Origin of the sequence: Flavobacterium sp. PL02, assembly GCF_035013205.1 — a bacterium.
Taxonomy (GTDB): Bacteria; Bacteroidota; Bacteroidia; order Flavobacteriales; family Flavobacteriaceae; genus Flavobacterium.
Genome location: NZ_JAYGJP010000002.1, coordinates 98,084 through 112,605 on the forward strand (window position 1 = coordinate 98,084; position 14,522 = coordinate 112,605).

Genomic DNA, 14,522 nt, shown 5'->3' on the forward strand with positions numbered 1-14,522 from the left:
CTACATACCTTAAATACTACATAGCTACTTACCAAAAATTTGAAAGATACAATCAGGGATATAATTATTACTTTTGTAGTAACAAAATTGATTTCACCCAATGATTATAAAGAAAAAAGGCAATTGGTTTAAAATGTTGTTCGAATGGAATGGTTCCGTTTTACCTCAACTTATGCCGAGATTAATACTATTGTTATTGTTTTCGATATTGGTGGTGTATTTCAAACCTTTTTTATTAGAACATAATCTACATATTAATCCTGCTATATTTACTTTATTTGGAATTGCGCTGGCTATCTTTTTAGGTTTTCGTAATAACGTTAGCTACGACAGATTCTGGGAAGGCAGAAAACTTTGGGGAGCATTACTTAACGACACCAGATCATTGGCTCGACAAAGTCATTCATTAATAGACAATGACTATAATGAGAAACGTGACCAATTTATCAATTTACTTATTGCTTTCGTTTACGCATTAAAACACCAACTCAGACATACTGATTCTAGCGACAACATGAGTCGTCTTCTTTCTAAAGAATTTGCAAATACCTTAAAAGAAGTTCATTTTAAACCCATCATTATTTTAAGGGAATTAGGGAACTGGGTTAAGGATGCAAAAAAAGAAGGTAAACTAGATAGTATAACCCAATTGGCATTTGAAGAAAACCTGAATAAACTTTCAGATATCGTTGGTGGTTGCGAAAGAATTGCCAGCACTCCTATTCCTTATACTTATAGTGTATTACTACATCGAACAGTTTATATATACTGCTTTATATTGCCTTTTGGTTTTGTAGAAACATTAGGCTGGATTACTCCATTTGCAATCGTATTTATTGCCTATACTTTTGTAGCCCTAGAAGCAATCGCAGATGAACTAGAAGATCCTTTTGGTCTACAACCTAACGATTTGGCTCTGGACACCATGTCGCAAATGATAGAAAACACACTTTTGGAATTAAACAACAAAAAGATAACTCCACCAAATAATTCCAACGATTATTACATTACCTAAAAACTGGTATCTATCCCTCAATTAAAAAAAAATTCCGATTAGTAATCTAGGATGTAGCAAAATCCTATCAGGCATCATACTACCTTGTGTTTTCTGTATATTTTTACCACAAAAAATACGAATCACTTTAAAAAACAACCAATATATTAACACCTAAACATATTTTTTAACATTAAACCAGATAATATACCATTATTTAATGTTAATATAATATAAATGTGCCACAACTCACTACTGTACTTTTATCAAAAAAAATATTTAGCTCAAGATTAAGACCACGACATTAGATCAATTTTTAATTTAAAAAATAGAAATTGACACTACAGGATCTAAGCTAATTACAAATTAACCTAAATTTTTATGAAAAAGAATTACTTAGTATTTGTGTTTTTACTGCTCTTCGCATTAAACACTTCTGCACAAACAATTATGGGATGCGGAACCAATTTATCTCAAAAAGAGCAAGATCTATTTAGACAATCTTTGCCAAAAATTGAAACTGCAAAAAAAGCTGGATTAACCAAGAAAAAGGACGCTGCTCCTTATATTATACCAGTAGTATTTCATATCCTAAATGACGGATCTAATATTGGGAAAACATTTACCAAAGCCCAAATGCAAAGCCGAATTAATGATGCAATCGATGTTTGCAACAAAGATTTTAATGGTTTATATCCTGCTTACAATACTGTAGACCCACGTTTTGAAGCTATAAAAAGCAAAATGAACATCCAATTTGTTCTGGCTACAGTTGACCCAGATGGCAATTTATTAGAAACTCCCGGAATGAATTGGCATCCAGAAGCACATATTGTCGATGGATACGATTCGAAAATTTATAATTATATGTACTACGGTAAAAACGGAAAATATTACTTAGACATAGTTGTTGTAGACGAACCTAACCCAGCTGATGGTGTTTATGGTTCTGGACATGCTTTTTTACCTGTACAAGATGTTGTTCCTCACGTAACTTATAATCATAGATATATTGGTACTACGGGTGGATCTGATGCTAATTTCCAATTTGCTAAAGAAATGTCTCATGAGTTTGGACATTATTTTGGTTTGCAACATACTTTTCAGAATGGTTGTGACCCAATTAACGATGGTATGGCAGATACTCCACCAACAACGCAGGGATTTGGTTGTAATTTATCGGCTGTAAATAGCTGCGGAGTTATTGCAAACTATCAAAATTTAATGGATTATAATGTAGATTGTCAATCTATGTTTACCAAAGACCAGACTAATGCAATGACTTATTGGCTAGACGATATGACTGTAGCCAAATATCCTAGAGGTTTTTTATGGCAAAACAGTAATTTAGCTTCTGTGGGAGTTATTAGTACAGCACCAATAGCTCAACTTACAGCAAGTACAACTGCTATTTGTGCTAATAAAAGCATAACTTTTAAAGATGTTTCTCTTGGATTACCTACTTCCAGATCCTGGACTTTTATCGGAGGGTCACCAGCTACATCTACAGCGGTTAACCCAACAGTTACTTATACAACACCAGGAATTTATCCTGTTTCACTTACTGCTACTAACGCATTAGGAAACGACACCAAAACAATTACCAGCTATATAAAAGTTGATCAAAGATCTACAGTAAACTTAACTGAGAATTTTTCGGGAGCTTTTCCTCCAGACGGATGGGCTATTACAAATCCAGATGCAGGTTTAGCGTGGGAAAAACGTAAAGATGTTGGCAATGGAGATTCAGCATGTATGATTATGAATAATGCTGATAATGCTGTCGTTGGCGAACTAGATTACATACAACTTCCTTATTATAATTTTATAAATGGAGTAAATAGTCAACTCTATTTTGATGTTGCTTACACAAAATTTGATGATATAAGTCCAGACGTTCTTGAGGTAGAAGTTTCTACCGATTGTGGCACAAATTGGACATCTGTATATTCTAAAACTCATACAGATCTTCAAACAACAACTACTCCTATAACGCTTCCGAATAACTGGATTCCGAGTACACCTGAAAATTGGAGAAAAGAAATCGTTAATCTTAGTGCTTATATAGGAAATCCAAATGTTACAATTCGTTTTAAAAACAAATCAGGTTATGGAACCCGCATTTGGATAGACAATGTAAATGTAGCTATTACTCAAAGTCTTACTCCTATATCTGATTTTTCTGCTGCTGTTACCAAAACAAATTGCGCAAGTTTAGTTGTTCCATTTAAAGATACCTCAACAGGAAACCCTACAAGTTGGTCATGGTCTTTCCCAGGTGGGATTCCTGCAACCTCAACAGCACAAAATCCAATAGTAACATATACTACAAATGGTTCTTATAATGTTACTTTAACAACTACAAATCCATCTGGTACAGGAACTTCAGTTACCAAATTAAACTTTATTACAGTAACTACTCCTGTAAGCGCTTCGTTTACAGAAAGCTTCGAAGGAACTTTTCCTCCAGCTGGATGGGAAGTCACTAACCTAAATAATAATCTAACATGGGAAAAAAGTACTGCTGCTGGCAGAAATTCTTCCTCTTGTATGATTATAAACAATGCTGATAATGCTGCAGGAGATGTAGATGAAATTACACTGAAACCATTAAACTTAGCAGTTGGTGCAACTGATTTCTCTTTTGACGTTGCTTATGCAAAATTTGATGCAGATAGTCCTGATCTTCTAAATATTTTGATTTCTAAAGATTGTGGAACCACTTGGACACCTTTATACTCTAAAACTCATACGGTATTAGAAACTGCCACAAGTACAAATCCTAATAATTGGGTTCCAACATCAGATTCTGATTGGAGAACTGAAAGAATTTCATTAACAGCTTTCAAAGGAAACCCTAACGTTCTGATTAAATTTGTGAATACATCTGGTTATGGTGCGAGAATTTGGATTGATAATTTGAAATTTACTTTTGATAGTAAAGAAAAACCATATACTGATTTTAAAATTACAAGTTCAATGATTTGTAGTGATTTACCAGTTCAATTCTCAGATACTTCTTTTGGTGAGCCAACTTCATGGTTATGGTCTTTTCCAGGAGGAACACCAGCAACTTCTACAAGCAAGAATCCAGCTGTAGTATATAATACTCCAGGTGATTATAATGTTACTTTAGTTGCTACTAATACTTACGGACAAGGTACAACCATGCTAAAAACAAGCGCAGTAACAATAAAAGGTAAAAATACTTTACCTGTTACTGAGAATTTTAATGATGCTTTCCCTCAGCAAGACTGGCAAGTTCTAAATTTAAATGCAGATCCTATTACTTGGGAACAACGCACCGATGTAGGAAAAGGAGATTTGACTTGTTTAGTTATCAATAATGCTGATGCACCAACAGGAATGGTCGATGAGTTAATTTTAAAATCAATGGATTTTACAACAGCTGATAAACCTCATTTGCATTTTGATCTTGGATACACACAGTATTTAAGTGTTTTTGACCCTGCTCCTGCCCCAGATCAAATCGATATTTTGGTTTCATCAGATTGTGGTGTTAATTGGACAAATGTATATTCTAAGAATCAATTGCAATTGCAAACTGTATTGCCTCCTATTCAGGATGACCCTGCAACCACACAAGCAAATGAAACTAATGACTGGAAACCAACACAAGATTCTGATTGGAGAAGCGAAACTGTAGATTTAAGTGTTGTAAAAAACCAATCGAGTGTTCTAGTTAAAATAAGAAACACATCGGGTTATGGTACCAGAGTTTGGTTTGACAATTTCAAAATCAACAACAGTCCAACATTAAATGTAAAAGAAAATAAAATCGAGGGAGTTGTGGTATATCCTAATCCATCAAAAGATTTATTTACTGTATATATTCCTTCATTAGATCAAGAAGAATATGAAGCTTCTGTTTACAGTGTTACTGGACAATTAATTCTAAGCACAACATCATCAAAAATTAAATCAAATGATATAACAATTGATTTATCTGGAAAAGTAAATGGTGTTTACATTTTAAAAATTAAATCGTCAAGCGGAAAAACAATAATCAGTAAATTAATAAAGGAATAGCAAAAATGTGAATCAAGGGATCAAACAACACAACTACTAATTAAGATTAAACCTAACAGATTTAAAAACCCGTTAGGTTTATACAAAAATTCAACTCTTGATTCGCATTAATCATTAATTTTATAGCGCTATAACCATAGCGCTATTATTAATTTAAAATTACATAAGTATAATGAAAAAGCATTTTCTACTATTATTATTAATCTGCTCGAGTGTTTTTGCTCAGGAAAGTATTGATATTAATCAGTTAAATTGGTTGCCTAACTCACACTCATTTTGGGTAAACTCACAAGGAAACGTAGTTGTTTATGATGTTGATAAACTAAACCAAAACACTACTATTTTAACTCAGGAGCAGTTACAAAAATCTGGCTTTACGGGTGAAATAGAACAATTGGTTTGGAACCAAAACAAAACAAAAGTATTGGTTTATACTAATTCTAAGAAAGTTTGGAGAGCTAATACCAAAGGAGATTATTGGTTTTTTGATCTTGCAACTGGTAAAGGGAAGCAACTTGGTACTAGCTTAGAAAAGTCATCCTTAATGTTTGCTAAGTTTTCTAATGATAATGAGAACGTAGCCTATGTTTCGCAACATAACATTTATTTGGAAAATCTAGTTACTGGAAAAATAACTCCGCTAACAACCGATGGAACTGATAAAATCATCAACGGAACTTTTGATTGGGTTTATGAAGAAGAACTTGCAGCTCGAGATGGTTTTAGATGGAGTCCAGATGGAAAAAGCATTTCGTTTTGGCGTGTAGATGCATCCCAAACAAAATTCCATTTAATGATAAACAATACCGATGCACTATACCCTTTTACAGTTCCGGTAGAATATCCTAAAGCTGGTGAAAAACCATCATCTGTAAAAATTGGGGTAATCGATATTACTTCATTAAAAACAAATTGGTTAAATATTCCAGGTGAGCCAGACAATAACTATTTGGTTCGAATGGAATGGATCAACAATCAAAATGTAATGATTGTTCAGTTAAACAGACTTCAAAACCAAGCTTCTATTTATACTTGTGATGCAAAGTCTGGAACAGCTAATTTAATCTATCAAGAAAAATCAGAATCATGGATTGATGTTTTTGACATCTCTTCGGGAGAATACGATGTTTTTCCTTGTCAGTTTGTAGATAACGGAAAAGCTTTTTTATGGAGCTCAGATGCTGATGGTTGGATGCATATTTATAAAATTAGTGCCGATGGTAAAAAGAAAGAATTAATTACCACCGAAAATTTCGACGCATATTATAAAGCATATAATCAGGAAACAAAATCTATCTATTATATTGCCAGCCCAACAGATGCAACACAACGCTATTTGTATGAAACCAATTTGAATACCAAGAAAACAAAACGCATTACTCCTAAAGAATTTGAAGGAACAAATGAGTACCGTTTTTCTACAGATGGTAAATATGCCAAACATACCAACTCTAACATTAATCGTGATTACAACACACGCTTAGTCGCTTTACCTAGTCATAAAAAAATATTACCACAAACAGCTGATTCTTTTGTAGCTCCGGATCGTAATTATTCTTTAGAGAAATTTAAAGTTACTACTGTAGATGGTATTGAAATGGACGGAATAATGGCTAAACCATTAAATTTTGATACTAATAAAAAATACCCTGTGTTCTTTTATGTTTATGGAGAACCAATGGCTTCTGTAGCAAATGACGAACCATATTTTTATCCGTACATCGCCTATTTAATTCCAGAAGGATATATAGGAATTGCTATGGATAACCGAGGAACTCCTGTAATGAAAGGTACAAAATGGAGAAAATCGATTTATAAAAACATCGGAATCGTAAATACTCGTGATCAAGCCATGGCTGCCAAAGAGGTTTTAAAATGGAAATTTATCGATACCGATAGAGTTGCTATTCACGGATGGAGCGGCGGCGGAGCGGTAACATTAAATTTAATGTTTCAATATCCTGAAATTTACAAAACAGGAATTGCAGTTGCTGCTGTAACCGATCAGCATTTTTATGACAACATTTATACGGAAAGATATATGGGATTGCCTAGCGAAAACGAAGCAACTTATGTTAAAGCATCACCAGTAACACATGCCAAAAACCTAAAAGGAAACTTATTATACGTTCATGGAACAGGCGATGATAACGTACATTATAAAAACGCCGAAGTTTTAATTAACGAATTAGTTAAATACGATAAAATGTTCGACTTGATGATTTATCCTAATCGTTCGCACAGCATATCCGAAGGTGAAGGAACAAGAAAACATCTTTTAGATACCTTTATGAAATACATAAGAGAAAATTCTCCTCCAGGAGCAAAATAATTCAAAGACATTTTAACTTGTCATCTTTCTCAGTCTTGTCATTCTTAAGAATGGTGAGGCTGAGTTTTTTTTGTTTAAGGCACTAAGGTTCTGAGATACTGAGGTTCTGAGACAAGACTTATCCGCAATAAAATCACGCTATTGTTTTTCTGAGCGGAGTCGAAAATTCTATCCTGTTTTGCATAGCCCACGGTTTCAACCGTGGTATACGAATTATGAAAATGCATTGCACTCCGGTTGAAACCGTTGGCAATGTTTATATTCGCCAGTTCGCCATTGCTCGTATCCTCATTCTTCGGAAAGACAAAATTGAGAAAATTCTTGAGAAATATTTATATATTAGCTGAAGAAAACCATCCAATCATGACCATAACCATAGACCAAAATCTAAAACTTGAATTAATCCACGAGAATCATGCACAACCAATCTTTGATCTTGTTGATGCAAACAGAACACATTTAAGAGAATGGTTACCATTTGTAGACAGAATGCAAACAGTTGAATTTGCGGAGAATTTTGTAAAAGGGACAATGCAACGAAACAAAGACGGAAATGAGTATGCTTTTGTTATTGTTGATAATGAAAAAGTCATAGGAAGAATTGGCGTTTATAAAATTGATGGTCAGAATAAAATTGGAGAAATCGGATATTGGCTTGCCGAAAACCTACAAGGAAAAGGGATTATAACTAAATCTTGTAAAGCAATTATTAACTTTGGTTTTTCGGGTTTACAATTAAACCGAATCGAAATAAAATGCGGAACCGAGAACTTTAAAAGCAAAACAATCCCAGAAAAACTTAACTTTACCAAGGAAGGCATTATTCGCCAAGGAGAATTACTTTACGATAAATTTATCGACTTGAATTTATATTCACTTCTTAAATCTGATGTCGAGTAAAACATCTTAGTCCATCCAAAAACAAAATTCATAAAATGAAAAATATAAAATTTACAAAACTCATTCTTCTCTTTAGCCTCATCACATTAGTTTCATGTAGTGAACCAGTAACTATTGATGAATTTGCCATCGAAATTACAAATAGCATTAAAGATAAAGATGCAGAAGATTTGTATTCTTTGTTTATATCTCCCAAAGAAAATGCTGCTTATGGTTTTGTAAATGGCACAATAACTCCTGAGGAATCTTCTAGACTAAAATCTAATGAGGATTTAATAAAGTTAATTGTTAGAAAAGGAAAACAAAGAAAACCGGAAGATATCAAACGTATAAATCAGTTTATTTCGGAGGCGCATTCTTTATTTAATTGGGAAAACATCAAATTGGTTAAAACAGAATCTACTTTAGTAGAAACTAAAAAAGTTAATACCATAAGAAATAAAGTAACTATTGAGGCCGCAACTTATGACTTAAAAATCATAATCGAATTAAATGATAATAAAGTATATCATTTAAAAGTAAACAAAGCAATGAAAGTAAATGATCGTTGGGTAATCTTCCCTACGAATGGTTTTGGGATTGAAATTGAGAAATAAGTAAACAAGAAACCTATTTTTAATTCCTATTTTCGCTGAGTAAAATTTACTACGAATACTAAACAGGAAAATGAAAGAGAAAAAAGAGGAAGATATAAAAACCTATGGTGCAAAAGATTTTCGGGATAAGTTCCTTGAATCTGAAAATACTGTAGAACATCTCTTTAAATCAAATTCAGAACATTTTTTTTGTTTGAGGCTTGAAGATGTAAATCAACTAAAATATCCTGTACCTCCATCCAAACACATTTGCCATACGTTACTTTTTATCACTTCTGGAGTTCACAAATTAAAAGTTGGATTTGAAGAATATACTACTAAGGAAAATGAAATGATACTCGTTCCTGCCGGACAAATTTACTCGATAGATTTTATGAGTAAAAAGATAACTGGCATTATATGTCAGTTTCATCAGGATATCCTAATTGGGAAATATGGTAATCGGGAAATGTTAAATGATTTTGATTTTTTGAAAGTTTGGGGAAATCCTACTGTAAATTTCCAAAAACAAGAAGCTGGATTTATTTCGAACTTATTAAATCGTTTACTCATTGAATATACAGAAACTGGCGGTACCAATCTGGATATTATACAACCATACCTTATTGCTTTACTTTTCGAAATAAACAAGAACGCCGTAAAAACCAATAAAACCCTCACCGCAGCAACTACACTTACAACTAAGTTTAAAGAACTTATTTATTTACATATAAAAACCCAACATCAGGTAAGTTATTATGCCTCGATTCTCAATGTCACTCCAAATCATTTAAACAAATCGGTTAAATCAGTCACAGGAAAATCGCCTACAAAATGGATAGACGAAACAATCCTACTAGAAGCTAAATACTTATTATACCAAACCAATCTTACCATTAACGAAATTGCAATACAGGTAGGGCATTATGATCAATCGTACTTTAGTCGTATCTTCAAAAAACACGAAGGTGTCACTCCTATTGAGTATCGAAAAATGATTGATAAATCCTAACTCCTGCTTATTGAATCCTAATAGAATTGTCTCTTTATTATTGACATTTGCAAACTAAAAAAAGCAAATAATGATTTACGTTTTCAAAACTTCGGTAAACACAGAATCGAAATTAGAATCGGCAACAACAATCCTTAACGAATTATTACCAGACGCAAAGTGGAATTTTGACCTTGAAGATTGGGATAATATTTTAAGAATTGATAGTGAAGCCGATATAGTCGAAATGATACTAAACAACCATGTTTTTGATTGTATCGAATTAGAATAAATATCGCATTTGCAACAATTAACTTTCATCATCAATTTATTATGGACACATTACTTCAACAAGGCAAGACATTTGAAAACATCGATTACTCAGAAAAGAAATTAGTTGATTTCGAATTTTTCAATTGCGATTTTATAAACTGTAACTTTTCTAAAAGCGATTTAAGTAATAACGACTTTATAGACTGCAACTTTAAGAACTGTAATTTCTCTTTGGCAACACTACGAAACACAGGATTGAAAAACATTAAATTTACTGATTGCAAATTAATGGGATTAGACTTTAGTGACAGTAATGCCTTTTTATTCTCCATGAACTTTCAGGGTTGTATCCTGGACTACTCTACTTTTTTACAAAGAAAATTAAAGAAAACAAACTTCTTCGATTGTTCTCTAAAAGATGTAGATTTCTCCGAAGCCGATTTGACTCAAGCTGTATTTAAAAACTGTGATCTTTCGAACGCAACATTTGTACGAAGTATTCTTGAGAAAGCAGATTTTCGTACTGCAAAAAACTATTCTTTCGACCCAGAAGAAAACAGAGTCAAAAATGCAAAATTCTCCCGTCTGGAACTTGCAGGATTATTAGAGAAATTCAATCTAGATATTGAGTAAATCTAAGAGAAAGACTTGATTATGGTAGAATTTTTATTTGTATTTTCGTTCTATTAAAACAATAAAACGCTAATATGAAGAAATACTACTTATTACTAATCTTAACAATTATAAGCTGCAACAATTCAACGAAAGTTATTCCAAAAGAAAATATTACTTCAAAAAAAGAATTGAAAAAATTCTACGAATCTGATAAAATTGACCATTACTATTTGGACATTTCAGAAGATAAAATCATTGATATTCTATGTATTAAAAACGGGACTAACGACGAAAAAAATCTAGGCCAACTATTAGCTGGCCATTATCCTGATTCTATCTCAGAACCTAACTTTGAATCCGATTTAAAAAAAATCCATTTTGTAAAACAAGAACTAAACGGAGAAAAGAAAAAAGAAGTGGAAAATATTTTTAGTCAAAAAGATTCCTTACAAAATGAATATTCTTCCTGTATTCCTGAATATCGCGATATCTTTATTTTCAAAAGAAAGGAGTCTATAATCGGAATAGCAAAAGTTTGTTTTGGATGTGGTATCTCTCAATTCATAGGAACTAAAGTAGATACCGAAGGATTCGGATTAAATACTGAATTAGATAAACTCGAGAAAATCATTCGAAATTAGAAGTAAATAAAAAATAGTTAACGGAGAATCATAAAGCCAGATGAACGAAAAAACAACTGTAGACAACGCCATTAAAAAAGGTAAATGGTTAATTAATTACCCCGCACGAACAATATTATTTACATCAATTTTTATTGCTATTTTTCTTCAAACTCAAAACATCGTAACAGGTTGGTTAATTATACCAATTGTATATATCCTTCCTTTTTTCTTAGCTTGCTTATATTGGTGCCTTACAATTACCAAGTGGAGGATTTGGGCGTTTAAAAATGTTAGAAATGTCCATGAATTAAAAAAAAGAGCTATTCAGGAAAGGCTAATTGGCTTGGATAACAGTTTTTATCAAAAAGCTGAAATAAAAAGCTCTGGAGATAAAAAGAAATGGGATTCGTTACTATTAAAATTTGAAAAGGAAGACGTGTTTCAAGACAACATATTTATCCCGAAACAAACTATAATTTTTTATTCAAAAAGCAAAAATTCAATCCAAATGCTTTTAGGTATTTCAAGCATTATCCTTGGAGGTTACTTACTATTTAATTCCAGAAGCCTACCTTTAGGGATACTATTGATATTCGCAGGTCTTTATTTAACTTACAAAGAATTCAGAGAAGTTATAAATACTACACCTCAGATAATTTTAGATGAAAAAGGTATAGAAACCATAAAAACAAAGTTTCACAGTTGGGAATCTATAAAGAACGAAGAAGCAATCTGTGAGGGCTTTGGAAAAAACAGACATTATTATTTAGTATACGATTATCCTGGTGGGAGAGAATATTTGCAAATAGATAGTTATACTACAAATATGAAATCTCTAAATAAGTTATTGATATTATACAGAGGTCGATCAAAGCAAATAAATAATTCGATTTAACCAACAGTAAACTCCTAACAATGATTTTTATAATTAATTCTAAAAATACAAATCTCATAACACGTGAAGATCTTTCTGTTACCGAATGGGCCGAAAAACTGGATAAATTTATTAGATATACAGCTTTTATAGATGACAACGAACTCATAAAACAGCTTACTTATGAGTACAATCTTAATCACAACCAGATTGAAGAAATTAAAAAATATCTTGAAAACGAAAAGATAAAATCTCATCGTTATTCATGTACCAAATACGAGCATTTTAAAATTAAGCCTGTTTATTTGGAGATTAAAAAGGTAAAAGGAAAACTAATTTATTGGAAAGATTGGGATTATATTTTTGAGAAACGAGATAACGATTACTTTCTTTGGTGTTTTCTGGGAGGTTTTGCCGATGCACAACGAGAGATAAAACTGAGTGAGGAACACATCAAAAAGTATAAAGAAATAGGTCTTGCGCAAATAGATTATTTAATAGACAATCTAAGAAAGCTACACAACTCCGAAGAATATGAACTTGCAATAACCGAGAATAGAAAGATAATGTAAATCGTTCTTTCTGATATTTTCCTTATATTTCAAGTTCTATTTTACAACTTCATGAAACAATTACTTTTAACTCTTTATTTACTTGTCGGAATGTCTAACTCTCAATATGCCCAAAATATTATCCCTTTATATAACGGTAAAGTCCCAAACGCTAAAGAAATTGCAGACTTAACAGATTCCGTTATGGTTTATGACACTGGTGCAAAAAAAATCACTGTAATTACAAGAGTCGCTACTCCAGACCTCACTGTTTTTCTTCCCGAAAAAAATAAAGCTACAGGAATTGCCGTTATTATTTGTCCTGGTGGTGGCTATTCGGGCGTGGCAATTGATCATGAAGGTTATGCTATTGCAAAAAAACTAAATGAAAGCGGAATAGCAGGATTTGTATTAAAATACCGATTACCGATTGCAAAATATGTCGAAAACAAAGAAATAGTTCCTTTACAAGACGCACAACGTGCTATTGAGTTGGTAAGAGAAAATGCCAAAAAATGGGGAATAAATCCAAACAAAATTGGAATTCAGGGTAGTTCTGCCGGAGGACATTTGGCTGCAACTGCGGGAACACATTATACCAAATCATATATCGACAATCCGTTAAAAACCAATTTGCGTCCCGACTTTATGATTCTTACTTATCCTGTTATTAGTATGACAGATAGTTTAACACATATGGGATCCAGAAATAATTTGCTTGGAAAAGATGCATCTCCAGAGGAAATTGAAGAATACTCGAATGAATTGCATGTAACACCAAATACTCCTCCTTCATTTATTACTCATGCCATAGATGACCCTGATGTTATAGTACAAAACTCGCTTGTATTTATTGCTGCTTTGCAAAAAAACAAAGTCCCAGTAGAATCTTTCTTTTATGCCAAAGGTGGTCATGGTTTCGGGATGGATAATCCTACCAGCGATGTACAATGGATTGATAACTGTATTGATTGGATTTTGAAAACCAATAAAAAATAACCTCTCCAATAATTTAAACGAAAATAAAAACTAAACGGCTTAGGTAGTTTAAATTTTATATAATCCTCAGAAATCTAATAACAAAGCATGACAACCTCAACCATTTGGTCTACAAATACCATTCATAACGATTTGCTTGAAGCAAAAGAACTACTATACGATACTTGCAACTTAGAATGTTCGCAACCTATAGCTGAAGCAGAAAGTGCCGATTATGGCGCTTACACTTTTAAAATAAACAATCAGGCTGTTATATACCGTGTGGCAAAAATTACCCCAACAAAAGTGGGACAATTTGTTACGTTGTGGAAAAGAAGCCTAAAAGGTCCTATTGCCCCTTTTGAGATTACAGATGATATCGATTTATTTATTGTAAGCACTAGAAATGGTTCTCACTTTGGACAATTTATTTTTCCGAAATCGATACTACACCAAAAAGGAATTTTATCTGATGATAAGAAAGAAGGCAAACGTGCCATTCGTGTATATCCACCTTGGGACAATACAACAAGTAAACAAGCACAGAAAACACAACAATGGCAATTAGATTATTTTGTTGCCCTACCGAGCGATAAACCTGTAGATTTGGATTTAATAAAAAAATTAATTTCGTGATAAATAAATTCATATTTTAGCTAATGCTTAGAACTTAAGTTCAACCCATAGTGTGTAATTCTAAAAAACATTTAACACATAGAAACATAGATTTTCTTTGTAAAAAGAAGACAAAAAGAAACATCTTCCT

Annotated in this window: 13 protein-coding genes; all 13 read left to right on the forward strand. The window is 32.6% G+C overall.

Annotation, left to right across the window (positions count from 1 at the left end; translation table 11 throughout):
- The first annotated feature begins 100 nt into the window (after positions 1-100).
- The gene (locus tag SHI72_RS08335; RefSeq protein WP_323489683.1) at positions 101-1,015 is read left to right on the forward strand and encodes a bestrophin family protein; all 915 of its coding nucleotides are present in this window, start codon (positions 101-103) and stop codon (positions 1,013-1,015) included.
- Between the two features lie 360 nt (positions 1,016-1,375).
- Positions 1,376-5,044: a PKD domain-containing protein gene (locus SHI72_RS08340; protein WP_323489684.1), complete on the forward strand. Its 3,669-nt coding sequence runs from the start codon at positions 1,376-1,378 to the stop codon at positions 5,042-5,044.
- Positions 5,045-5,216: 172 nt separating this feature from the next.
- On the forward strand, positions 5,217-7,376 hold the full coding sequence (locus tag SHI72_RS08345; protein WP_323489685.1) for a S9 family peptidase: 2,160 nt from the start codon (positions 5,217-5,219) through the stop codon (positions 7,374-7,376).
- 252 nt (positions 7,377-7,628) lie between these two features.
- The gene (locus SHI72_RS08350) at positions 7,629-8,276 is read left to right on the forward strand and encodes a GNAT family protein (RefSeq protein ID WP_323489686.1); all 648 of its coding nucleotides are present in this window, start codon (positions 7,629-7,631) and stop codon (positions 8,274-8,276) included.
- A 35-nt stretch (positions 8,277-8,311) separates the two neighbouring features.
- Positions 8,312-8,872: a hypothetical protein gene (locus SHI72_RS08355; protein ID WP_323489687.1), complete on the forward strand. Its 561-nt coding sequence runs from the start codon at positions 8,312-8,314 to the stop codon at positions 8,870-8,872.
- A 70-nt stretch (positions 8,873-8,942) separates the two neighbouring features.
- Positions 8,943-9,863: a helix-turn-helix domain-containing protein gene (locus SHI72_RS08360; RefSeq protein ID WP_323489688.1), complete on the forward strand. Its 921-nt coding sequence runs from the start codon at positions 8,943-8,945 to the stop codon at positions 9,861-9,863.
- A gap of 70 nt (positions 9,864-9,933) precedes the next feature.
- A complete protein-coding gene (locus SHI72_RS08365; RefSeq protein WP_039118067.1) occupies positions 9,934-10,134 on the forward strand; it encodes a hypothetical protein in 201 nt (66 codons plus the stop codon).
- Between the two features lie 41 nt (positions 10,135-10,175).
- Positions 10,176-10,748, forward strand: a complete 573-nt coding sequence (locus tag SHI72_RS08370) for a pentapeptide repeat-containing protein (protein WP_039118068.1) — start codon at positions 10,176-10,178, stop codon at positions 10,746-10,748.
- Positions 10,749-10,822: 74 nt separating this feature from the next.
- Positions 10,823-11,371, forward strand: a complete 549-nt coding sequence (locus SHI72_RS08375; RefSeq protein WP_323489689.1) for a hypothetical protein — start codon at positions 10,823-10,825, stop codon at positions 11,369-11,371.
- 40 nt (positions 11,372-11,411) lie between these two features.
- Positions 11,412-12,248 (forward strand): hypothetical protein, encoded by an 837-nt coding sequence (locus tag SHI72_RS08380; RefSeq protein WP_323489690.1) that lies wholly within the window; start codon positions 11,412-11,414, stop codon positions 12,246-12,248.
- Positions 12,249-12,268: 20 nt separating this feature from the next.
- Positions 12,269-12,799, forward strand: coding sequence for a hypothetical protein (locus SHI72_RS08385; protein ID WP_039118071.1), 531 nt, complete (start codon positions 12,269-12,271; stop codon positions 12,797-12,799).
- Positions 12,800-12,850: 51 nt separating this feature from the next.
- Positions 12,851-13,777, forward strand: a complete 927-nt coding sequence (locus SHI72_RS08390; protein WP_323489691.1) for an alpha/beta hydrolase — start codon at positions 12,851-12,853, stop codon at positions 13,775-13,777.
- A gap of 87 nt (positions 13,778-13,864) precedes the next feature.
- Positions 13,865-14,392 (forward strand): MepB family protein, encoded by a 528-nt coding sequence (locus SHI72_RS08395; RefSeq protein ID WP_323489692.1) that lies wholly within the window; start codon positions 13,865-13,867, stop codon positions 14,390-14,392.
- Positions 14,393-14,522 lie beyond the last annotated feature (130 nt).